Source organism: Thiothrix fructosivorans (assembly GCF_017349355.1).
Lineage (GTDB): Bacteria > Pseudomonadota > Gammaproteobacteria > Thiotrichales > Thiotrichaceae > Thiothrix > Thiothrix fructosivorans.
In genome coordinates this window covers 708,130-728,882 of the sequence record NZ_JAFMPM010000006.1, presented here as the reverse complement: position 1 = coordinate 728,882, position 20,753 = coordinate 708,130, and the positions used below count along the sequence as shown (strand labels likewise).

General features: G+C 52.5%; 17 protein-coding genes. 10 read left to right on the top strand and 7 right to left on the bottom strand.

All coding sequences use genetic code 11. The features are described from left to right. Positions 1-74 precede the first annotated feature (74 nt). Positions 75-2,432 (bottom strand): bifunctional molybdopterin-guanine dinucleotide biosynthesis adaptor protein MobB/molybdopterin molybdotransferase MoeA, encoded by a 2,358-nt coding sequence (locus tag J1836_RS06760; protein ID WP_207250318.1) that lies wholly within the window; start codon positions 2,430-2,432, stop codon positions 75-77. A gap of 40 nt (positions 2,433-2,472) precedes the next feature. On the opposite strand from J1836_RS06760, the gene moaA reads away from it, so the two are divergent. Continuing rightward, a complete protein-coding gene (gene moaA / locus J1836_RS06755; protein WP_207250317.1) occupies positions 2,473-3,486 on the top strand; it encodes a GTP 3',8-cyclase MoaA in 1,014 nt (337 codons plus the stop codon). A 74-nt stretch (positions 3,487-3,560) separates the two neighbouring features. On the opposite strand, the gene J1836_RS06750 is transcribed toward moaA, so the two are convergent. Continuing rightward, positions 3,561-4,601, bottom strand: coding sequence for a tRNA (5-methylaminomethyl-2-thiouridylate)-methyltransferase (locus J1836_RS06750; RefSeq protein ID WP_207250316.1), 1,041 nt, complete (start codon positions 4,599-4,601; stop codon positions 3,561-3,563). A gap of 92 nt (positions 4,602-4,693) precedes the next feature. On the opposite strand from J1836_RS06750, the gene J1836_RS06745 reads away from it, so the two are divergent. The 4 genes from J1836_RS06745 (at position 4,694) to J1836_RS06730 (ending at position 10,228) form a co-directional block, all read left to right on the top strand. Further along, positions 4,694-6,235 carry a PD-(D/E)XK nuclease domain-containing ATP-binding protein gene (locus J1836_RS06745; RefSeq protein WP_207250315.1) on the top strand — a complete coding sequence of 514 codons (1,542 nt, stop codon included), beginning with the start codon at positions 4,694-4,696 and terminating at the stop codon, positions 6,233-6,235. Positions 6,236-6,364: 129 nt separating this feature from the next. Continuing rightward, on the top strand, positions 6,365-7,273 hold the full coding sequence (glyQ, locus tag J1836_RS06740) for a glycine--tRNA ligase subunit alpha (protein WP_093066954.1): 909 nt from the start codon (positions 6,365-6,367) through the stop codon (positions 7,271-7,273). Next, the gene (gene glyS / locus J1836_RS06735; RefSeq protein WP_242632753.1) at positions 7,273-9,333 is read left to right on the top strand and encodes a glycine--tRNA ligase subunit beta; all 2,061 of its coding nucleotides are present in this window, start codon (positions 7,273-7,275) and stop codon (positions 9,331-9,333) included. Before glyQ ends, glyS begins: the two co-directional genes overlap by 1 nt. A gap of 13 nt (positions 9,334-9,346) precedes the next feature. Further along, on the top strand, positions 9,347-10,228 hold the full coding sequence (locus tag J1836_RS06730; protein ID WP_207250314.1) for a DMT family transporter: 882 nt from the start codon (positions 9,347-9,349) through the stop codon (positions 10,226-10,228). 25 nt (positions 10,229-10,253) lie between these two features. On the opposite strand, the gene J1836_RS06725 is transcribed toward J1836_RS06730, so the two are convergent. From J1836_RS06725 to J1836_RS06715, 3 genes are all read right to left on the bottom strand, one after another. Next, complete coding sequence (locus J1836_RS06725) at positions 10,254-10,730, bottom strand: DUF302 domain-containing protein (protein ID WP_207250313.1); 477 nt, start codon at positions 10,728-10,730, stop codon at positions 10,254-10,256. A gap of 150 nt (positions 10,731-10,880) precedes the next feature. After that, on the bottom strand, positions 10,881-11,993 hold the full coding sequence (thiO, locus tag J1836_RS06720; protein WP_207250312.1) for a glycine oxidase ThiO: 1,113 nt from the start codon (positions 11,991-11,993) through the stop codon (positions 10,881-10,883). Positions 11,994-12,077: 84 nt separating this feature from the next. Then, positions 12,078-13,658, bottom strand: a complete 1,581-nt coding sequence (locus J1836_RS06715) for a tetratricopeptide repeat protein (RefSeq protein WP_207250311.1) — start codon at positions 13,656-13,658, stop codon at positions 12,078-12,080. A 410-nt stretch (positions 13,659-14,068) separates the two neighbouring features. Between J1836_RS06715 and J1836_RS06710 the strand changes: the two genes are divergently transcribed. The 4 genes from J1836_RS06710 (at position 14,069) to J1836_RS06695 (ending at position 18,061) form a co-directional block, all read left to right on the top strand. Beyond that, complete coding sequence (locus tag J1836_RS06710; RefSeq protein ID WP_207250310.1) at positions 14,069-15,316, top strand: hypothetical protein; 1,248 nt, start codon at positions 14,069-14,071, stop codon at positions 15,314-15,316. Positions 15,317-15,357: 41 nt separating this feature from the next. After that, positions 15,358-15,966, top strand: coding sequence for a protoglobin domain-containing protein (locus J1836_RS06705; protein WP_207250309.1), 609 nt, complete (start codon positions 15,358-15,360; stop codon positions 15,964-15,966). Positions 15,967-15,993: 27 nt separating this feature from the next. Next, a complete protein-coding gene (locus tag J1836_RS06700; RefSeq protein WP_207250308.1) occupies positions 15,994-16,506 on the top strand; it encodes an META domain-containing protein in 513 nt (170 codons plus the stop codon). Positions 16,507-16,615: 109 nt separating this feature from the next. After that, entirely contained in the window at positions 16,616-18,061 is a 1,446-nt protein-coding gene (locus tag J1836_RS06695) for an ATP-binding protein (RefSeq protein WP_207250307.1), read from the top strand. Between the two features lie 37 nt (positions 18,062-18,098). Here the strand turns inward: J1836_RS06695 and J1836_RS06690 are convergent, their stop codons facing one another. Continuing rightward, entirely contained in the window at positions 18,099-18,620 is a 522-nt protein-coding gene (locus tag J1836_RS06690; protein ID WP_207250306.1) for a hypothetical protein, read from the bottom strand. A gap of 25 nt (positions 18,621-18,645) precedes the next feature. After that, positions 18,646-19,914: a YHYH protein gene (locus tag J1836_RS06685; RefSeq protein ID WP_207250305.1), complete on the bottom strand. Its 1,269-nt coding sequence runs from the start codon at positions 19,912-19,914 to the stop codon at positions 18,646-18,648. Positions 19,915-20,014: 100 nt separating this feature from the next. Here J1836_RS06685 and J1836_RS06680 point away from each other — a divergent pair, with 100 nt between their 5' ends. Beyond that, positions 20,015-20,701 carry a response regulator gene (locus J1836_RS06680; protein ID WP_207250304.1) on the top strand — a complete coding sequence of 229 codons (687 nt, stop codon included), beginning with the start codon at positions 20,015-20,017 and terminating at the stop codon, positions 20,699-20,701. The last annotated feature ends 52 nt before the right edge of the window (positions 20,702-20,753 follow it).

Genomic DNA, 20,753 nt, shown 5'->3' with positions numbered 1-20,753 from the left:
TTTCCCCTGCTTTGTGCCGAGGGGGGGAAAGAGGGGTTTGAAACAGGAAATACACCTCTAATACACCTCTATTGTTACCAGCCGAATATCTGCACTTGCACCACATCCCCCGGTTCAATCGTGGCGGCTTCTTCCGGTAAGACAATCAGGCAATTGCCTCTGCTCATGGAGCTGAGAATCCCTGAGCCTTGAGCGCCTGCTTTATCCACCACCAGTTTGCCGCCCTCCTGACGTACCGTGCCGCGTTGGAATTCGGTACGTCCCAGTTGCTTTTTCAGGCGGCTTAAACACACCGCATCCAGCAGCAATGGTTCGCTCACGGCTTCCCCCGCCATTTTCAATAAGGCGGGCTGGACAAATTGTAAAAACGTTACCATCACCGCTACCGGATTACCCGGCAAGCCAAAAAACTGCGCCTTACCCAATGTGCCAAAAGCGAGCGGTCGCCCCGGTTTGATGGCGATTTTCCAGAAATGAATTTGCCCCAGCTTTGCCAAAATGCCTTTGATATGATCCGCCTCACCTACCGATACACCGCCGGATGTCAGCACCACATCGGCAATGTCTGCTGCTTGCAGCAAGGCTGCTTCCAGCGTGGCGGGATCGTCGCGCACCACGCCCATGTCGAGCAATTCAACGTTGAGCTGCTTTAATAAACCGTACAAGGCGTAACGGTTACTGTCGTAGATTTGCCCTTCTGCCAAGGTTTCGCCGAGCGAGCGTAATTCGTCACCTGTGGAAAAAAATGCCACACGCAACGGGCGTTTCACGCTGAGTTCATTGATACCTAGCGATGCCAGCACGCCTAAATCAGCGGGTGTGATGCGTCGTCCGGCAGGTAACACGCTGCTGCCTTGGGCAATGTCTTCACCGGCATGGCGCACGTTTTGCCCCGCCCGATGCCCGGTGTCGATACGCACGTCACCTGTCGCGCCCACCGTCACTTGCTCCTGCATGACCACGGTATCTGTTCCCGCTGGCATGACTGCCCCCGTCATAATGCGTACACATTCGCCCGCCCCACATTCGCCTGCCAATGTATTTCCCCCCGCAAATGCTGTGCCGATCACACGGTAATCACGAGGCGTATCCGTCGGCAAATCCACGCCCCGCAAGGCATAGCCATCCATTGCCGAATTGGTGTGATTGGGTACATTGTGTGGCGAAATTACTGCTTCCGCCAACACTTGCCCTAGTGCATCGCGTAACGGGCGTTTGAGTGCTGCCGTCAACGGCTGCACGCTGTCGAGGATGCGGGTGCGGGCTGCCGCCATCGACAAACTGGTGGGGGGCTGGGTTGTGGAAGGAGGTTTTTGCAGCCACGCTACAATAAATGCCGCTATCGCTTGCGGCTGATTGAGGTTGAGCTTGGTGAGGTGTGGCGGTACATCCAGCGCTAAATCATCCGTTGCCAGCGCTATGACACTGGGGTCAGTGGGGTATAGCAACGGCTTGCCAAGGCTAGGGCGATGCACTTCGATCTTGGGAATCGCGGTGTGTTTAAAGCCTTCTACCAGCACTAAATCGGCGCAATCGCGGTTAACAAAGCGCAGTGCATCCACCAATTCGGGTTCGTGCTGGGTTTTGCATTCCTGCATCATCGCCATGCGTTTGCGGGATACCAGCAATACTTGATCTGCCCCTGCTTCACGGAAGCGGTAGGTGTCTTTGCCGGGGGTATCCAGTTCCAGTTGGTGATGCCCGTGCTTAATGACGGTCAAGCGCAGACCAGCTTGTTTCAGGTGGGGGATAAGGTTAGCCAGTAAGGTAGTTTTGCCCGTCCCGCTCCATGCGCAGATACCGAGGCTGGGCGGGGGAACAGAGAAGGCGGAAGCTCTCTCTATGTCCGCTTTTTGTGTTGGGGTATTGATATTACGGAACATACGGCGGCAATCGGCAAAATCAACGCTTGCCATGCGGTGTTGTGCATACCACAGGTCGATCTTACGGTCGCCCTTGGCGAGGAAGGCTTGCAGGCTGGGTAATAAGTTCACCGGAATCAAGGCGTGTACGGGTTGTAAGCGTTCGCCATCGTGCGCCACGGCGATGTCAGCTTGTTCGCGTTGCAAGGCTGCCAGCAAACGTTTTGCCGTATCCGGTGCAACCTCAAGGCAATCGCAGGGAATCGTGAGAATATACGCTGTGGTGGCGACCTGCATCGCTGCGGCAAATCCGGCTAAAGGGCCTTGATAACCACTCAGGGTGTCGCTGATGACCGGGCATTGGTATTGCTGGTAATGGGCTTGATTGCGATTGGCGCTGATGAGTAGTGCATCGACTTGCGGGCGTAGGGCTGCCAGTAATTGTGCCATCAAGGGACGGCCGTGCAGTTCCAACAAGCCTTTATCTTGTCCACCCATGCGGCTGCCTTGTCCGCCTGCCAGCACCACACCCGTAATATTGCCTTGGTCTAACAACCTATTGTCCTTCATGGTTATTGTGACTCCTACGCCAAATTGGTAAAACAGTCTCATGATAGCAAGCAATCCAAACTCTAACCTATTGATTGACCGTTTTGGACGGCAAGTCACTTACGTGCGCCTTTCTGTCACCGACCGTTGCGATTTGCGCTGCGTGTATTGTATGTCCGAAGACATGACGTTTGTACCACGCGAACAATTGCTGACGCTGGAAGAAATGTTCCGGCTGGGCAAAGCCTTCGTCGCAATGGGGGTGGATAAAATCCGCATTACGGGCGGCGAACCGCTGGTACGCCGCAATATCCTCAAGCTGTTCCAAGATTTGGGGCAATTGCAAGGCTTGCGTGATCTGACCCTGACCACCAATGGCACGCAATTAGCCCGCTACGCCAAGGATTTAAAAGCGGCAGGCGTGACCCGCATCAATATCAGCCTCGATACCCTCAAGCCTGAGCGTTTCCATGCCCTTACCCGTTTGGGCGACATCCGTAAAGTGCTGGAAGGCATTGACGCGGCATTGGCAGCAGGTTTTCAGCGCGTCAAACTCAATGCGGTGATTTTGAAACACCGTAACCACGACGAAGTGCTGGATTTGGTGAATTTCGCCCACGCACGCGGCATGGATATCACCTTTATCGAAGAAATGCCGCTGGGTGTCATCGGCGACCACGACCGCGCCGAAGCCTTCTATTCCAGCGACGAGATTTTACAGGATTTGCGCACGGGCATGGAGTTGGCGGAAGTCGCGGAGCAAACCGGCGGCCCCGCTCGCTATTTCCAGCGCGACGGTAGTGCTTACCGCGTCGGCTTTATTTCGCCGCACAGCCATAACTTTTGTGATACCTGCAACCGCGTGCGCGTCACGGCGGAAGGGCGTTTGCTGTTATGTTTGGGGCAAGAGCATTCGCTGGATTTACGCCGGGTGTTACGTGCCAACCCGACTGACGATGCACGGGTACGCGAAGCCTTGCTTCAGTCGATGGACATTAAACCGCAAGGGCATGAATTCAACCTACACGCCGCGCAACCGATGATTTTCCGCCACATGAGTGCTACAGGTGGGTAGGGGCAGACCCCCGTGTCTGCCCTCTTCAAACGATGCGGGCAATCAACGAAGAGGGCAATCACGGGGGATTGCCCCTACAGCAGCCACTCTTTCGGTATTTCCCCAAACGGCGCAACGGTGATTTCACGGAAATCTTCACCTGGACGTGCCACTTTGCACACCACTTCTGGTGCGTGTTTGCCTTGGCTGTAACGCGCTGAAATTTGTGCGGCTAACAGCAAATCGTCATCCGTCATCGCGTCGCCATCCAAAATCGTTAAGGGCCCGGAATGGCTGGCGGTTTTGATCCACGTAAATTGGTTTTTGTAGCCTTCGAGGAAATTGGTTTCGCCTTCTTCGCGGGACACGATCATTTTGAAATGCGGGTGCGGGCGGATATGCCGTCCGATTTTCAGCAACATAATATCGTCAAGTTCGTAGTCGCGGCTGGGGCGATGCGCCCACAAATCCTTGAGCTTGTCAGTGTAATTCGCATCGGTGAGGAAGCAGCAGCCGCCAGCGGGTTGAGCGTATTCTTCGATACCCCATTGTGCGGCTAATGCCATTTGTGGCTTGCGGCTGCGTCCGCTGAAACCGTAAAGCTGTTCTCGGTTGACCCAACCTTCGCGTTCGGCTTTGCTGGGTGGCAAGTTGTGGGCAGACAGCGGGCGCAACAGCAAGTCTTCTGCGCCCGATTCGGCGGCAATGATCGGCATGGTTTTAGCACGTTGCGACATCGGGCGTTGCCCGACGACTTCGCCAGTGATGATGAAATCGAAGCCTTTTTGCTGAATCCATTCATGGGCTTTTTTCACCATGAAAATCTTGCAGTCGAGGCAGGGGTTCATATTCGCGCCGTAGCCGTATTTGGGGTTGAGCACCACGTCTTTGTATTCTTCGACAATATCGACGATGTGCAGTTTGATACCGAGCTGTTCCGCGACCCACAGCGAATTATTGCGCTTGGGCTTGTCGCTGTGCTGCTTACGGATGGCGTGGGTATGACCTTCCACACAAAAGCCGGTGTAGAAGTTGATCCCTTCGACATGGATGCCTTGTTCCAGCACCGCTTTGGTGGCAAGCATGGAATCCAGTCCGCCGGAGATGAGGGAAACGGCGCGGTATTGTCGGGTCATGGTGGTCACTGTGTGGTTGGGGGAAGGCGTAGTATACGCTATTTGCGCTCATGCTATCATTGGCACATCGTCACTGAAAACAGAGCATCGCCATGTTGCAACGCTTACCCGTCGGTATCCAAACCTTTTCCGAACTTCGTAGCCGCGATTGCTTGTATGTGGACAAAACCGAAGCTATCCACCAATTAATCACGACGGGCAAATACTTCTTCCTGTCGCGCCCGCGCCGTTTCGGAAAATCGTTGCTGCTCTCCACCATCAAGGAAATTTACCAAGGCAATCGCGCTCTGTTCGACGGCTTGTGGATTGCTGCGGGTCAGTGGGATTGGGGCAAGGTACATCCGGTCATCCACCTATCGTTTGCCAACATGGGCTACCGCACGATGGGGTTGGAAGCAGCGATTGCTGCCGAATTGCAAGCCCTTGCCTTGCAATGGGGGCTAACACTGCCACCCGGTGAAATTGACCGTCAGTTCCGTGAATTGCTCCGTCAACTGGCTACCCGTGATGGTAAAGTCGTGCTACTGATCGACGAATACGACAAGCCACTGATCGACTACCTCGACGATATTCCGCAAGCCAAAGCCAACCAACAGGTGATGAAAACCTTCTATTCGGTGCTGAAAGACAGCGCCCCCCATTTGGAGTTTTTGCTGATTACGGGTGTGTCAAAGTTCAGCCGCGTGTCAATTTTTTCTGACCTGAATAATCTGGCGGATTTAACCATGCACCGCCGTTTTGCTACCTTGACGGGATACACCCAGCAAGAGTTAGAGCATTATTTCGCGCCGTATATGCCCGAATTGGAACAATACTGCCAACTCAGCCGCTCCGAATTACTGGAAAAAATTCGGTATTGGTACAACGGCTATACGTGGGATTTACAAACCTCGCTCTACAACCCTTTTTCGGTGCTGAACCTGTTTGCTAACGGGGATTTCCGTAATTTCTGGTTTGAATCCGGCACACCCACGTTCCTCCCCAAGTTGATGCACCGCGATAAAGTCTATCGACTCGATAAATTTAAAGTCGATGAATTAATGCTAGGTAATTACGATCTGGAAACCTTGCAACTGATTCCTGTGATGTTCCAGACGGGCTATTTGACCCTGCAAAGCAAAGACAAGCGCGGCATGTATTGGCTGGACTACCCCAACCGCGAAGTGCGCAATGCCATGCTGATTTTCCTGATGGCAGAATGGGCGCATGTTGAGCCAGCCTACACTACGCCGATGGTGGTGCAACTCAGTGATGCCTTCGACGATAACGACATGCCAGCACTGATTGAAGTCATTAAAACCATGTTCAAGAAAATCCCTTACCAAATTTTCATTAAAGACCGCGAGGCGTACTACCACAGCTTGATTTACCTGACCTTCTTTTATTTGGGGCAATACGCCGAGGCAGAGGTGAATGAGAATAACGGGCGGGTCGATTGCGTGGTGAAGACGGCAACGCATATTTACATTCTCGAATTCAAGCTGGATAAGACCGCGCAAGTGGCGATGGAACAGATTAAACGCCGCGATTATGCAGGTGCATTTCGCGATGATCCGCGCCCGAAAGTACTGATTGGCATCAATTTCAGCAGTGAGATTAAGAGTGTGGATGATTGGGTGATGGAGGTGGGCTAGAGCGAGGCATGGGACATTCCCCCCTTTCGTTTTCAATTTCCTACCGCACATTCGGTTAGAGTGCTGAATGCAGCAGCAGCTTGCAGTATACTTGCCCCCTTTCAGGCATAAACGTAAAGCAAGTAAGTTATGGCTAACTATGACCTTTCTACCTTTCAGGGGCTGATTCTGGCTCTGCAAGATTACTGGGCGCAACAGGGCTGCGTCATCATGCAACCGTATGACATGGAAATGGGCGCGGGCACGTTCCACCCCGCGACCTTCCTGCGCTCCATCGGCCCTGAGCCGTGGCGTGCGGCATACGTGCAACCGTCGCGTCGCCCAACCGATGGGCGTTACGGCGAAAATCCCAACCGGCTGCAACACTATTACCAGTTTCAGGTCTTGCTGAAACCGTCACCCGATAACATTCAAGAACTCTATCTCGGTTCGCTGCAAATGCTCGGTTTCGACCCGCTGGTACATGACATCCGCTTCGTCGAAGACAACTGGGAATCGCCAACGCTGGGCGCATGGGGCTTGGGTTGGGAAGTGTGGTTGAACGGTATGGAAGTCACCCAGTTTACCTACTTCCAGCAAGTCGGCGGCTTGGATTGCAAGCCCGTCAGCGGTGAAATCACCTACGGTCTGGAACGCCTCGCGATGTACATGCAGAACGTGCAAAGCGTCTACGACCTAGTGTGGACAAAAGGCCCGCAAGGTGTCGTCACTTATGGCAACGTTTACCACCAGAACGAAGTCGAGCAATCCACTTACAACTTTGAACACGCTAATGTTGAAGAGCTGTTCCACACCTTTGACGTGTGCGAACGCGAAAGCCAACGCCTGATCGAAGCCGGATTGCCCTTGCCTGCTTACGAACAAATGCTCAAAGCCTCGCACACCTTCAACTTGTTGGATGCGCGTAAAGCCATTTCTGTGACCGAACGCCAGCGGTTCATTTTGCGAGTGCGTACCTTGTCGCGTGCGATTGCTGAAGCCTATTACAACGTCCGTGAAGCCTTGGGCTTCCCGATGCTGTCCGCAGGAGAAAAATAATGTTGCAAGATTTTTTAATAGAAATTGGCACTGAAGAGTTGCCCCCTAAAGCCCTTAAAAAACTGTCTGAAGCTTTTACGGATGCCATTCTTATTGAATTACGTGAGGCAGGGTTAACGGTCGAGTACCTATTCCCCTACGCCACCCCGCGCCGTTTGGCGGTATGGTTGAAGCGAGTTCCAACACAGCAGGCCAGCCAAATCATTGAACGCAAAGGGCCAGCATTAGCCGCAGCGTTTGATAAAGATGGCAATCCTAGCAAAGCGGCAGAAGGTTTCGCACGCTCGTGCGGCGTAACGTTTGCTGACTTGCAACAAATTGAGACTGACAAAGGCGGCTGGTTAGTCTTCCGCCAGCAACAAATCGGGCAACAAACCACAGCGTTGTTCCCCGCTATTGTTGAAAAAGCCCTCGCAGCATTGCCTATTCCGAAGCGGATGCGGTGGGGCAGCGGCACGGCGGAATTCGTGCGACCTATCCACTGGATCGTGATGTTGGCGGATGGTGAGGTAATCAACACGACTATTCTTGGTGTCAAAACGGGACGCGAAACCCGTGGACACCGCTTCCACGCGCCTGCTGCTGTGGCGATTACCACGCCAGCCGATTACGCCGTGCAACTGGGTGATGCGTATGTGGTCGCTCGGTTTGAAGCGCGTCGTGACATGATCAAGACTAAAGTTGAAGCGCTTGCTGCCGAACTCGGCGGCACAGCCATTATGCCGCAAGAGCTGCTGGATGAAGTCACTGGCTTGGTCGAATGGCCTGTCCCCGTCGCAGGACGTTTTGAGGAACGCTTCCTCGACGTGCCGCAGGAAGCCTTGATTTCCACCATGCAGGACAACCAGAAATACTTCGCGCTGGTGGATGCGGCGGGCAAACTGATGCCAAATTTCATCACCGTTGCCAATATCGAAAGCCGCGATGTTGCGCAAATTTCCACGGGGAATGAGCGCGTGATTCGCCCGCGCTTCAGCGATGCCGAATTCTTCTGGACGCAAGACAAAAAGACCTCGTTGGAAAGTCGCCGTGAACAGCTCAAGAAAATGGTATTCCAGCAAAAACTTGGCACGTTGTACGACAAGTCCGAGCGCGTCGCACTGCTGGCAGCAGACATTGCTAAACGCATGGGCGGCGATGAAGCCTTAGCCATCCGCGCCGCACAACTCGGTAAGTGCGACCTCGTGACCAGCATGGTGTTTGAATTCACCGAATTGCAAGGCACGATGGGGCGCTACTACGCCAACCATGACGGTGAAGCGGCGGAAGTTGCCAGCGCGATGGAAGAGCAATACATGCCGCGCTTTGCGGGTGACGAACTGCCCTCCACCGCTACCGGACGCATTCTGGCATTGGCGGAACGGCTGGATACCCTCACCGGCATTTTCGGCATCGGGCAAAAACCCACGGGGGCAAAAGACCCGTTCGGATTGCGCCGTGCGGCCTTGGGCGTGTTGCGTATCCTGATTGAGCTGCAATTGCCGCTGGATTTGGCAGAGCTACTGGATAAAGCCGCTGACGGTTTAACTCCGCACCTCGGTAGCAAGCCGGATACGCAAGCAGCCTTGGATTATATCCTCGAACGCTTGCGGGCTTACTATCATGAGCAGGGCATTGGTGCGGAATTGGTGGAAGCGGTTGCCTCCCTCAAGCTGACCCAGCCGTTGGATTTTGATCGTCGTGTGAAAGCGGTGGCTGCGTTCCGCCAATTGACGGCTGCTGAAAGCCTTGCGGCTGCCAACAAGCGTATTGGCAATATCTTGAAAAAGGTCGAAGGCAGTTTGCCGGACAGCGTAAACCCGACCTTGTTGCAACTTGAGGCAGAACAAGCATTAGCCAGTGCCGTGCAATATCAGGAAAACAAGGTGATACCGTTATTTGCTGCGGGTCAATACGAAGCCGCTTTGCTGTCATTGGCGGAATTGCGCGAACCCGTGGACAAGTTCTTTGATGATGTCATGGTCATGGCGGATGATGTGGATTTAAAAAACAACCGGTTGGCGTTGCTGAATCGCTTGCGTGGGCTGTTCCTGCGCGTTGCTGATTTGTCCGTACTCTAAAATCAGGAATCGCATGGTACTGCCACCGCGTTTGCTGGGCGCGTTTCCAGCCCTGTTTGTCTTGCTGTGGAGTACGGGCTTTATCGGTGCAAAATACGGGCTGCCGTATGCCGATCCTCTGGCGTTTCTGGTGGCACGTTACGTGCTGGTGATTGCCGCCCTTTCTGCCTTGGCGTGGGCGGGCAAAGCCGTTTGGGAAACCAATCCTAAGCAATTATTCCATTTGATGGTGGCGGGTTTGCTGTTGCAAGCAACGTATTTGGGTGGTGTGTTTGTGGCGATTAGCCACGGCTTGCCCGCTGGCTTGACCAGTTTGATCGTGGGATTGCAGCCGTTGCTGACGGCACTGTTGGCGGGGATTTTGCTGGGCGAAACGGTGCGGCGCTACCAGTGGGTCGGGATTGCGACGGGTTTGCTAGGTATTATTCTCGTGCTCGCGGAAAAAGCCAGTGTGGGGGCTGCGCATAGCTTTGGTTGGGAAGCGGTGATTCCGGCGTTATGTGCATTGCTCGGCATAACGTTTGGAACGTTGTACCAAAAGCGCTTTTGCTCGCATTTTGACTTGCGCACGGGGTCGGTGGTGCAGTTTGTGCCGTCGTTACTCGTGACGGCGTTGCTTGTACCCGTGATCGGTGAATGGCGAATTGAGTGGACGGGCGATTTCATGTTCGCGTTGGGATGGTTGGTGGTGGTGCTGTCACTGGGTGCGATCAGCTTGCTTAACCTGTTGATTCGACACCAAGGCGCGACCAATGTTACCAGCTTGTTTTATTTGACTCCGGCAGTCACGACGCTGATTGCGTGGTTGCTGTTTGATGAATGGTTAACCTTGCTTCAATGGTTTGGAATGGGTTTGACTATGTTGGGTGTGTGGCTAGTGCGGCGCACCGCGTAAACCACACACCCGTCAGTCAGCTTGACTATTTGATCACTTGGGCGAGCATTTCAGCTTCTTCGTCGGCAACCCCACCCATCACGGTAGCGATATTGCCGCCAAACATTTTACTCATCAATCCCATATTCATGCCGGAAATCATGATTTTACCTTCCTTGGTTTCATAAACTCCCATCCGGCAAGGCATTACGGCGGTCACAAATTTATCACTGTCGTTTTTGAGGATGTTGTACGCATACTCAGGCTGACACAGTGACAAGATGGAAATCTTACCCATGTCAGTATAGCCTTCCTTGTGCAAGCTAGCCTGCATGTCATAAATTTTGGGAACGAGCCATTTCTTCCCCGTTGCCGCCGTTTGTAAAGCAGCGACGGTTTCCTCAAAACCTAATCGGCTTTCGTGGGTATTAATCATCAGTTTAGGCATAACGACCCATGTAGCAACGCCTGTCAATACAGCGCCCAACAAAGTGCCAGTGATCAATGCAGTTGACGTTTTCATGAACTCTCTCCTCTTGCATGTTGTGTATCTACTCTGTTCTTATGATCAGAATAGTCCGAATCCTCAGAGGAAAAATTGCGAAAAATCAATGCCAAAACAGCAAATTAAGTCGTCCTTGATCTAGGTTAGTATTTTCTAATATTTTGATGTTTATCTAAATTCTGCGGTGGGCACACGCACTGCATCCAAACGGTAGGGCTTTGGATCAATACGGAGAGTGTTGCCTAATAGCATATCCGTCAGCAGGTGTACTGAAGCCAGCCCCATCGTGACCCCGTAGCGGTAATGCCCTGCATTCACATACAAGCCCGCAATGTCAGGGTGTTGGTCAATATACGGCACACCGTCCGGCGAACCGGGGCGCAAGCCTGCCCAATGGTTATTGATCGGCAAGTCACGTAACGCGGGCATCATCTGGTACGCTTTTTCCCGCAACGCTTCATACGCTTCCGTGGTGGTTTGTTTGTCGAAGCCGCGCATTTCCAAGGTCGAGCCGCACAGAATCCGACCATCTTGACGCGGAATCAGGTACGTACCGTCGTGCAGCACAATGCGTTTCAGCAAGCCTTTTGCGCCTCGGAACAGAATCATTTGCCCCAATACCGGGCGTACATTCACGTTTAACGCCTGCATTTCGGGGAACAGCCCTGTCCATGCGCCCGTGGTGAGGATGACGTTATTCGCATGAAACACTTCATTGCCCATCGACACACCCGTGACACGTCCGTTGGTCACTTCTATGCCCGATACGGGGTAATGTTCGGCAATTTCAATCGGGAGCAAGCGCAAACTGGTGCGCAGGGAGTCGGCAATGCGCGGGTTACGCATTTGCGCGATGTCGGGCATAAATAGCCCGTTGTGGAAGGTTGCTGCCAGTCGTGGTTCACAGGTGTGCATGGCTTGAGCGGAGGTGAGGTGCTGCAAATCGTAGCCCCACTGCGTTGCCCATGCTTGTGCAACGGCATAGTCTTGATCACCCGTAAACACCAAGCCGGAACGTATCCATTGCGGGTCAATGCCGGTTTCTTCGCGCACCGTGGCGCATAAGGTGGGGTAGTGTTGCTGTCCGTATTGCGCCAGTTGCGAAATCGCCGCAGGGTAACGCCACGGGTACAATGGCGACAGAATACCACCACCCGCCCATGTGGATTCCTTACCCAATTCGCCTTGGTCGATGATCATGACTTTTAAGCCCGCCTCGTGCAGGGAACGGGCTGTCAGCATACCTAAAATGCCACCACCGACAATAATTGCGTCTTTCATGCGTCATCTCAACAACTGGGGGCTTAAAGTATACGGAGAGGCGGCGCCAGCATCCAGCCATTCCCGCCCGAATGTTGCTCCCTGTTATTGTAATGCGGTGTTGTGCAGGGCTAAATCGTTTAACCGAGCGCTGCTAGATGGGGGTAAACGTTGTTGCACACTTGCCCAAGCGCTGTTGTTGGGTAGCGAGGTGGTTTGTGGGCTTACCTTATCCACGGCTTGGCTGAGGGTCTGGATACAGCCTTTGCAATCGTCAGTACGGCAATGATTCGCCAGCTTGCCAAAGGTTTCCCAGCCGCCTAACTCGGTGAATTGCGGGGTAGCGCTGGCAATGCGGGCAAATTCGCCGCGTCTGAAATAAAACAGGCAGGGAATCGTGCGGCGCGGGTCGGGATAACTGGATTCCAGCCCTGCAATATCGCGCATCAGGGTAAACGCCAATTCCCATTGGCGTAGCGCACAGAGTCCAACTGCCATGAGATGCCCGCCCGTTGCATCATGGGGATTCACTTGGCGGGCAGTTTCGATTTCCACCTGCCCCATTTCGTGATCGCCTCGGTGGAAACATTCCAGCGCGAAAATGCTGTGTGCCAAGGCATTACCGGGGTTGAGTTCTAAGGCGCGTAAGGCGAGGCGATGCCATTGCGTTTCCAGCGGGGTACTGGTATCGCCGAGCATGTAGGCATACAAGCACAGCACGGCGTAATGCAGGTGTGCTAAAGCATCATCGTGGTAACGTTGCGTGCGAGTTTGGCAAGCCTCCAAAAACGCTTGGAGATTGGTATCCCCCGCTGTTTCCTGAATAAAGGCGACATGTTCCACCAACACTTGGTAGTGGCTAGGGATGATGTCACGATTTTTCCAGTAACGACTCCAGTAAGCCATTGCTACTCCGCGATGCAGGCTAAACGTTTCCTGTATCAATTGGCTGAAAATGGCTTCCAAGGTTTGCTGGGTATGATGCAGGGGCAAGTGAGCATTTTCAGACCAGACTTCTTCGCGTGTAAGGGTGTGCAATAGGACGAAACGCAGCGCGAAACCGGTTTCGGTGACTTCTGCGGTGCATTGCAGCAGAAATTCTGCCTGATGCCGCCGCCATGCGGAAGCAAGGACATCGGTTTGCGGGTGTTTGCCAGCGCTAGCGCGTGCTAAAGCGATGCGCACTTCGCGGAAATTACCCAGTGTCATGGGTAAAATCGAGCGCATATTGTAGACCAAGCCGCGTAAGGCAGGATCGCGGATCAGCGCGGTATCTTGATAGCTAATGTGTACTTTAGGGCCGAGTGATTGGATGCTTTTTGGCTCAAACGACTGCACGGTGGTGGGGGGCGCAGGCGTGCCATATTCAAACACCGGCTGGTAACTGCCACTGGGTAAGACGATTTTGACTTTGCTGTGTTGCCCTTCACTGGCGTAATACGCTTCCAATAATTTGCGCACACGCCCCGCCTCCACCCGTACCGCTGGGCTTTCGGTTGGACAAAAATCTGTTGGCTTACCGAGTGCGTCAATCGCGATAGCGTATTGTGTAATTTTTTCGCCACGTCCGGCTAACGTTTCTGTCACGGTGTACGTTAGGAAATTACATGCTTGTTTTTTGCTCTCCAATAATCGGCTGGCTAATATTTGTTCTAGCTCTTTTTCGATAAAATCTTTTTCGACCATAAAATCCCTTTTCTTCTTAATAAAAAAACAGCTCAGTCCTTCTGCAATGTTACTAAGTCATTAATTACTAATAGTTGCATGGATGCAACATCTCCAACAACGTCAGAATTGTAACGCTTGGTCACGAATGTTTAGAGTTAACCCTATTTATACTTATTTTTCATTTGATTGGGTAATTTTTTTCGAGTGTGTTTATCCAGAATATAGGCGATATTTTCGCCCTAAAATCCTTGTGATGTTACGGGTAACAGGGCGTTCTTACTTGGTTTCAAGGTGAATCGGTTTAGTATGCTGCTGCTACACGTGGGGTGTTAAGTAATATTTCTAGGGTTGGCGACACGATCGTTACGGGTTATTTATTCTGATTGTTTTTGCCGTTCGGTATTTTTTTGAAGAAATGGAGTCGTGGTATGGGGGCTTTGAATCATTCAGGTAAGCATCTTATCCTGAGTAACCGTTATGCTTTATTGGGGTGTATTGCGGTATCAGCAGCAGGAAAAGTCTACCGAGGGCGTGATCTAGAACAAGTTAAACACCAAGGCTTAGAGTCACGCGTCTTGATTCATGTGCTGCCGACAACGACTGCTACGTGGTCTTTGGATACGATGTTTCAACACATGTGCAAGACTTACCAACGCGTGGGGATGCCGTGGGTCTTGGAAACCTTGGCGTATGGTCAAGACGAGGAATTGGCTTACTTTGTCTTGCAAAGCCCGGATAGCTGGGAATTACAGAGTTTACTGAGTCAATCCGAGATACCGCAGCGCTGTTATCGCCTGACGCGTCAGCAGATTAACCCGTTGGTGAAGCAAGGTTATCTGGATGCACAGATTGATCCAGCGCTGTTGTTATGTGCCGGAAAAGCAAGCCTTTACCTGTTAGCTACAGCATTTGCTCCAGAAATTCAGGCATTGGAAAAACGTGCCACGCACCATCAACTCATGCCGCGCAAGCATCTAGGGCAAGCCTTGATGACGGGGGGGTTATTGACCTTGTTTGGGGTGTTTACAGCGGTGGCAGGTAATGCGGTGATGAAATTAAATACGGTGACGCCGCCACCACCACCCACGGCACAACTTGCTGCGCCAAGGGTGGTCTTGGCGTCTTTGCCTAGCACGGCGGTGATGACCGTAGCGGTAACGCAATTGGATCAAGCGACACCAGCCGTTGCGTTAGATGCGTCTCCTATTGAGCAGCAACGTCCGGTGGCGGTGGTGCTTGAGAAAAAAGTAGTACCGCCGCCTGTCAGTAAAGTCGTGTCGCCGCCCGTCCCTGAGCCTGTGATTGCTGAACCGGTGGTGATACCAGAAACCACACCACCACCGATAGCCGCCGAGTACAGCGGTATAGATGAACTGATTCAACGTGCTTACGCGGCGATGGAGGTGGGGAACTTAGGTGCGAGTGACGGTGCATTGCATTTTGCACGGCAATTGCGTGCGCAAGCGCCACAGCATCCCCAAGTGGCGCGGTTAGGGCAGGAAATTACGGCGGCGCATTTGCGTCAAGTCAGAGTGGCATTGCAAACCAATGACCTTGAGCAAGCGGCGCAATTGTTGCCGATGACGCGCCAACTGATTCAGGAGTTTGGTTTGAATAATCTCATTCCCGCGCAACAAGTATTGGAAGATAAAACGGCTGAACTTAGCGCGTTTTAAACATTGATGTCTTAGGGCAATAACAAAACGGAAACCTAGCAATGAATTTAACAGACATGACGCAGCGCATTCTAGAAACTATTCCAGCAATATTAATACCTACAGCGGCAGATGGGGTCTTGCTCCAACGCTACCAAGGGTTTTTCAAGCAATGCGAAGCACCGCTGATCAAGGGATTTTACGATCTGATATACAGTGATGCGGCAACGCAACAGCATATCAACCCTAAAGATCGAGCCATGCGGGAAAACACCTTACGGCAATGGTATCAAGTGACCACGGGAGGGCATTTTGATGAGCATTATTGGGCGTGGCAGGCATTGATTGGCATTGTACATGTCAAACATAACATCCCCAATCCCGCGATGTTAGGTATGTGGGCGTGGATGATTAACTATATTCAGACCCACCTGCTGGAAGAATTCCCACCCGCCGAGGCATTAGCCGTGATTCAGGTTTTCCAGAAGCTACAAGCAACCGTGTGCAGTCTGATTGTGGAAAGTTTCATCATGACCCAGCAGGAGGCGATCAGCCGTGCTTCGGGTTTGAATAAAGCGATTTTGGGGCGTTTTATCCACATTGAAATCGACACGCTGTTGAGTCAAGGCAGGGCGATTCTCCACGACAAAGTGCAACAAGTGGCTGCTTAACGTCTTTAACTCAGGAAAAAAAAACGCATGAAACGATCATTTGTTACGAGTAATTTATTTAATTTATTAAGCGGTTCTGTACTGTGGGTAGCAATAGTGCTGGCTAGTACAGGTTTAGCTGCGGCTGAATCTGCTAGCGGAACATGCCCACTGAACAGCGGTGGCCCGTCCTTGTTGGGCAGTGAATGGCGGTTGCTTTCCATTTACGGTACGGAAGTGCCGCCGGAATTGGAGATCAATTTGAAAGTCGGGGAAGATGCTTTGAGTGGTTCATCCGGTTGCAATGATTACACCACAAACTTTAAGCGGGTCGGGCATACCGGCTTTATGATGACGGGCGTTGAGAAGGGTAAAGCCGTTTGCCGCGTATTGCCGACGACACCGGGCGGGCCTACGGTCAATGTGGGGAACTGGGAAGGAAGTTATATTCGTACTTTGCAACGCGCGGGGAGTGTACAGCAAGTGGGTAATACGCTGCATTTTTATAACCGCAGCGGCGAACCATCGGTGGTGTTTGCGAAGAAATACGGTAGTTTGTAAAGCTGAGAAGAAACGGTAGTTCCAAATCTGTCGCGTTCCCAAAAACCGTACCCTCCTCCACATTTTCTACCCATTTCGCGTGTATCCTGCGGGCAGGAGGTGCGTTGCAATGCGGATGAACATTTTTTCCAAACTATTCCTCGCGATGTTACTCGCGACCATCATGGTGGTGCTGGTCATGGTGGTCTTCATGAACTGGAGCTTCCGTAGCGGTTTCGCCGACTACCATCGTGCGGGGGAACTGGACAAGGTACAGGAACTGGCGAATAAATTAAGTGAAGAATTTGCTGCCCATAGCAATTGGGATTTCATCCGTGACACTCCTCAGCAATGGGGTCGATTGTTGGCAAGTATTGGTGAACCGCCTCCCCCACCTCCCCGACCACCGAGCAGCTCTGAATTTATTCACATGGAATCACCGGAGCGGGGCAAACCGCTACCACGCCCGTTGAGTACGCGCTTGAACTTGTTAGATGCCGATCAACAACTAATCATCGGTAATCCCCATAATCTAGCCTCGCGTCCCGGCGACAAAGGCATCCTGACGGCAGTTGTCATTCATGTGTCCGGTAAAACGGTGGGTTGGTTGCATGTACGCCAAGGTCGCATGATTCCCAATGATTTAGCGGGCACTTTTTTGAATCAGCAATTACGCAACCTCTACCTGATCGCCCTGTTTGCTGCTGGATTATCGTTTATGCTGGCACTGGTATTGGTCAGGCATTTGCTCCGCCCGGTGCATTCCTTGACCCAAGGAGCGCAAGCCTTGACCACGGGCAAATTTGACACTCGCATCGAGGTGAGCACACAGGATGAGCTGGGGCGCTTGGCGCAAGCCTTCAATACGTTGTCGGAAGCCTTGCAGCACAATGAAACCCTGCGTCAGCAATGGATTGCGGATATTTCCCACGAATTACGTACCCCGATCGCCATTTTGCGCAGTGAAATTGAGGCACTGCTGGACGGCATTCGCCAGCCGACGCTAGAACGCATCCAGTCGCTGCATGTCGATGTGCTGGCGATGGGCAAACTGGTGGAAGATTTACACCAGCTTGCATTGTCCGACAGTGCCGAACTGAATTTGGCAACTGAATCCGTTGACCTCACGGCGGTACTGACGGAGGTGGCATTAGGCGCGAAAACACGTTTGCAAGAAAAGCATATTGGCTTGACGACTCGCTTCGATCCGCAACAAGCGCTGTGGATACAAGGTGATGCCGATCGTCTTTACCAGTTGTTTGCTAATTTGCTGGGCAACAGTTACCGCTATACCGATGCAGGCGGAGAAGTGGAAATACTTGCACAGCAACAAGGCGACAAGGTAACGGTCATGATTCAGGACAGTGCGCCGAGCGTGCCAGATACGGCTTTACCCCGCTTGTTTGAACGTCTGTTCCGGGTGGATAAGTCGCGCAGCCGTGCTTTGGGTGGTTCTGGGTTGGGTTTATCGATCTGCAAAAATAACGTGGAAGCCCACGGCGGCACGATTCAAGCGAGACATTCGCCACTGGGTGGATTGTTGATTGAGGTGGCGTTTCCGGCGGAGTCTGCCTGAGTCGAAAACTCAGGCATGACCGATGAGGAATGCGGTCTTATTGCGCCGGGGCGCTGACCGTCAGTTCCAGTGGCTCGTTATCCAGCGGTCGCATGAAAAAGCCGCCTTCTTTAAATAGCAGCAAGCGTTTGCCTTGTTCAAACGGTTTGAGCGTGACTTTCAGCGTGGGCGCAAGCGACCATGCGTATTGTTGCACCATGTGGACATGGCTAATACGTGTTTCGCCGCTTTTCCCCGGTTCGCTTTCTGATACTGGCAAATCAAATAAGCTGGGCGTTAGCAATTCCCCCGCTTCGTTGCGAACACTGAAATACGTTTGCAACCATTGCTTGATGGCGGGCAGTTGCGTATCGAATTCGGTTTGGGTGAGTTGCCCATCCTTGTTTTCATCGAAACTGCTCAGCGTGGCGGCATCCAGATGCGTTTCCAGATGCAAACGGGTTACCTCGGCGCGTAACTGGATCAGGTTGTTGTGACCGCCGTGCGCCATCACTGGCGTTGTGGACAGCAGCAGTAAGCTGGCGGCAGCCGTAGCCACCACCTTATTCAATCGTTTCATACCGATAAATCCTGCTAGTGGTTGATTACAGCGGTGGCGGTGGGCCGCCTGCACCGCCAGTCGTACTGCTATCTGGGGTTCCGTACACACAATCCGGGATGTAAGGGTAATCGTCGGTCAAGTAGTAATGGTAAGTACCCGCTGGGTATTCGGGGGTGATGCCAAAACGCCCGTTACAATCATCTAGGTCGCCGGAGCCTGCCACGTATTGCCAGTCCTGAATGAATGTGCCGTCATAAGTGCCGCCGGGGCCACTGGGACGCGTACCGGATTTGAGTTCATAACTGCCGGTCACTTTTTTCAATGCACTGCTGGTATCCAGTGGATTGCTGTAACCCCAACGCGCGTAGATGGGGAAACCATCGGCGGCATAGCCAACTTGTGTCATTTTCTTGCCCGTATCGCCCAATTTGTTGATCAAGCTTTCGGGTAGACCGTGGTAATGGTAGTTGCCGGTAGGTTGCACATGACCGTTATTGCAATCCGTCCCCAGCCAGCTCCACTGAAACTTCCCGCTGGCAATACCGGGCGTAATCGCTTCATAACGCCAGTTACACGCCGTTTCATTGTTGTAACATTCGGCGGTATTACGATCGAAGGTAACGCCATCCAGCGTGAAACCAAAGTTTTTCACGTCAGTTGGAGTGCTTTGTTTTTGCGGGGAACGCGGAATTTTGAACGAAAAGGTTTGCGGTGTTAGGGTGTTGGGGTTGCCTGCATTGGGGAAGGTTCCAACGGCATGGGCGGGTATGGCATTGATGGTATAGCTAATCGTATCCGTTGATTCGCTGCGGGTAACGCTGGAGGTATAACCAGTATCACGCGGATCTTCGGTACATGACCAGCCAGACTTGCCGGAGAAATCACCCAACGCTGTTGAATCCGTAGTGCTGAGTGGTTTCCAGACTTCTACGTTAACATCCTTTGAACTTGTTCCTGTAGCGGTACTCGCGGTGACTTTAAAGGTTAACGTGGTGGTGGTTGCTACACTGGGTGCTGCAAAACTGAGTACCGAAGTATTAGCGCTGCCCAACGTTACGGCGGTTCCGGTCGTTTGTGTCCAAGCATAGGTTGCGCTACTGTCAGAAGCAGTGGCAACGAGGGTGACATTAGTACCTTCTGAAACTACTTGATCGTAGTTGGTGGTGACGGTTAAGGTTGATCCACTGTTGGTGGTTGTGTCCGTCGCGGTTGTGTCCGTCGTCGTGGTACTGGTACTGGTGGAGGAACCACCGCAAGCTGTCAGGGCGCAACCCAGTAGCAGCAACGTTATTGGCGTTTTCAAGGTATTCATGAAGTCTCCTCTCAGGTGAACAAATCGCGTTGATGGCTAATTTAAAATCACTTTGTGGAGGAAGTATGGAGAAACACACTTTTTTAATTCGGAAAGGGTCATGACTGATTTTGCCAATAAATGCATTCTACTGGTGGAAGACGAGCCAAAGCTGGCACAAGTAGTGGGTGAGTATCTGGAACAGATGGGATTGCGTTCACACTGGCTGGATCATGGAACCAAGGTCATACCGTGGGTGCGGGCGTATTCCCCCGACTTGATCATTCTTGACCTGATGTTGCCGGGGCGGGATGGCATCGATATTTTTCATGAATTGCGTACCTTTACCAACACACCAGTGATCATGGCAACCGCACGGGTAGACGAAATCGACCGTCTTTTGGGGCTGGAGCTGGGAGCGGATGATTATGTTTGCAAACCCTACAGCCCACGTGAACTGGTCGCACGGGTAAAAAATCTGCTGCGGCGCATGGATCGACCATTGCTGGAACAAGCCGCCAGTAGTGGCATTGAAATGAATACCGAGCGCATGGAAGCTCACCTTAACGGACATAAACTGGACTTGACCCCAGTCGAATTCCGTCTGCTGGAACACCTGTATGCTAACCCTGCCAGAGTCTATTCGCGGGCGCAATTGCTGGATCGTTTGTATGATGACCGCCGCGAGGTAACGGATCGTGCGGTGGATAGCCATATCAAGAACCTGCGCCGCAAGCTCCAGAGCATTATGCCGGAATGCGAATTCATCAAATCCATCTACGGGGTGGGCTACAAGCTGGAGTTTTAGCGTGCCCCAGCCTGCTGTACCTGATTCCTTTATACCCAACCAACCTTTTTCC

What these genes read in the sequence shown, in the direction of transcription:
- J1836_RS06760 (WP_207250318.1), bottom strand. Translation starts at nt 2,432, where the DNA reads ATGAAGGACAATAGGTTGTTAGACCAAGGCAATATTACGGGTGTGGTG.
- moaA (WP_207250317.1), top strand. Translation starts at nt 2,473, where the DNA reads ATGATAGCAAGCAATCCAAACTCTAACCTATTGATTGACCGTTTTGGA.
- J1836_RS06750 (WP_207250316.1), bottom strand. Translation starts at nt 4,601, where the DNA reads ATGACCCGACAATACCGCGCCGTTTCCCTCATCTCCGGCGGACTGGAT.
- J1836_RS06745 (WP_207250315.1), top strand. Translation starts at nt 4,694, where the DNA reads ATGTTGCAACGCTTACCCGTCGGTATCCAAACCTTTTCCGAACTTCGT.
- glyQ (WP_093066954.1), top strand. Translation starts at nt 6,365, where the DNA reads ATGGCTAACTATGACCTTTCTACCTTTCAGGGGCTGATTCTGGCTCTG.
- glyS (WP_242632753.1), top strand. Translation starts at nt 7,273, where the DNA reads ATGTTGCAAGATTTTTTAATAGAAATTGGCACTGAAGAGTTGCCCCCT.
- J1836_RS06730 (WP_207250314.1), top strand. Translation starts at nt 9,347, where the DNA reads ATGGTACTGCCACCGCGTTTGCTGGGCGCGTTTCCAGCCCTGTTTGTC.
- J1836_RS06725 (WP_207250313.1), bottom strand. Translation starts at nt 10,730, where the DNA reads ATGAAAACGTCAACTGCATTGATCACTGGCACTTTGTTGGGCGCTGTA.
- thiO (WP_207250312.1), bottom strand. Translation starts at nt 11,993, where the DNA reads ATGAAAGACGCAATTATTGTCGGTGGTGGCATTTTAGGTATGCTGACA.
- J1836_RS06715 (WP_207250311.1), bottom strand. Translation starts at nt 13,658, where the DNA reads ATGGTCGAAAAAGATTTTATCGAAAAAGAGCTAGAACAAATATTAGCC.
- J1836_RS06710 (WP_207250310.1), top strand. Translation starts at nt 14,069, where the DNA reads ATGGGGGCTTTGAATCATTCAGGTAAGCATCTTATCCTGAGTAACCGT.
- J1836_RS06705 (WP_207250309.1), top strand. Translation starts at nt 15,358, where the DNA reads ATGAATTTAACAGACATGACGCAGCGCATTCTAGAAACTATTCCAGCA.
- J1836_RS06700 (WP_207250308.1), top strand. Translation starts at nt 15,994, where the DNA reads ATGAAACGATCATTTGTTACGAGTAATTTATTTAATTTATTAAGCGGT.
- J1836_RS06695 (WP_207250307.1), top strand. Translation starts at nt 16,616, where the DNA reads ATGCGGATGAACATTTTTTCCAAACTATTCCTCGCGATGTTACTCGCG.
- J1836_RS06690 (WP_207250306.1), bottom strand. Translation starts at nt 18,620, where the DNA reads ATGAAACGATTGAATAAGGTGGTGGCTACGGCTGCCGCCAGCTTACTG.
- J1836_RS06685 (WP_207250305.1), bottom strand. Translation starts at nt 19,914, where the DNA reads ATGAATACCTTGAAAACGCCAATAACGTTGCTGCTACTGGGTTGCGCC.
- J1836_RS06680 (WP_207250304.1), top strand. Translation starts at nt 20,015, where the DNA reads ATGACTGATTTTGCCAATAAATGCATTCTACTGGTGGAAGACGAGCCA.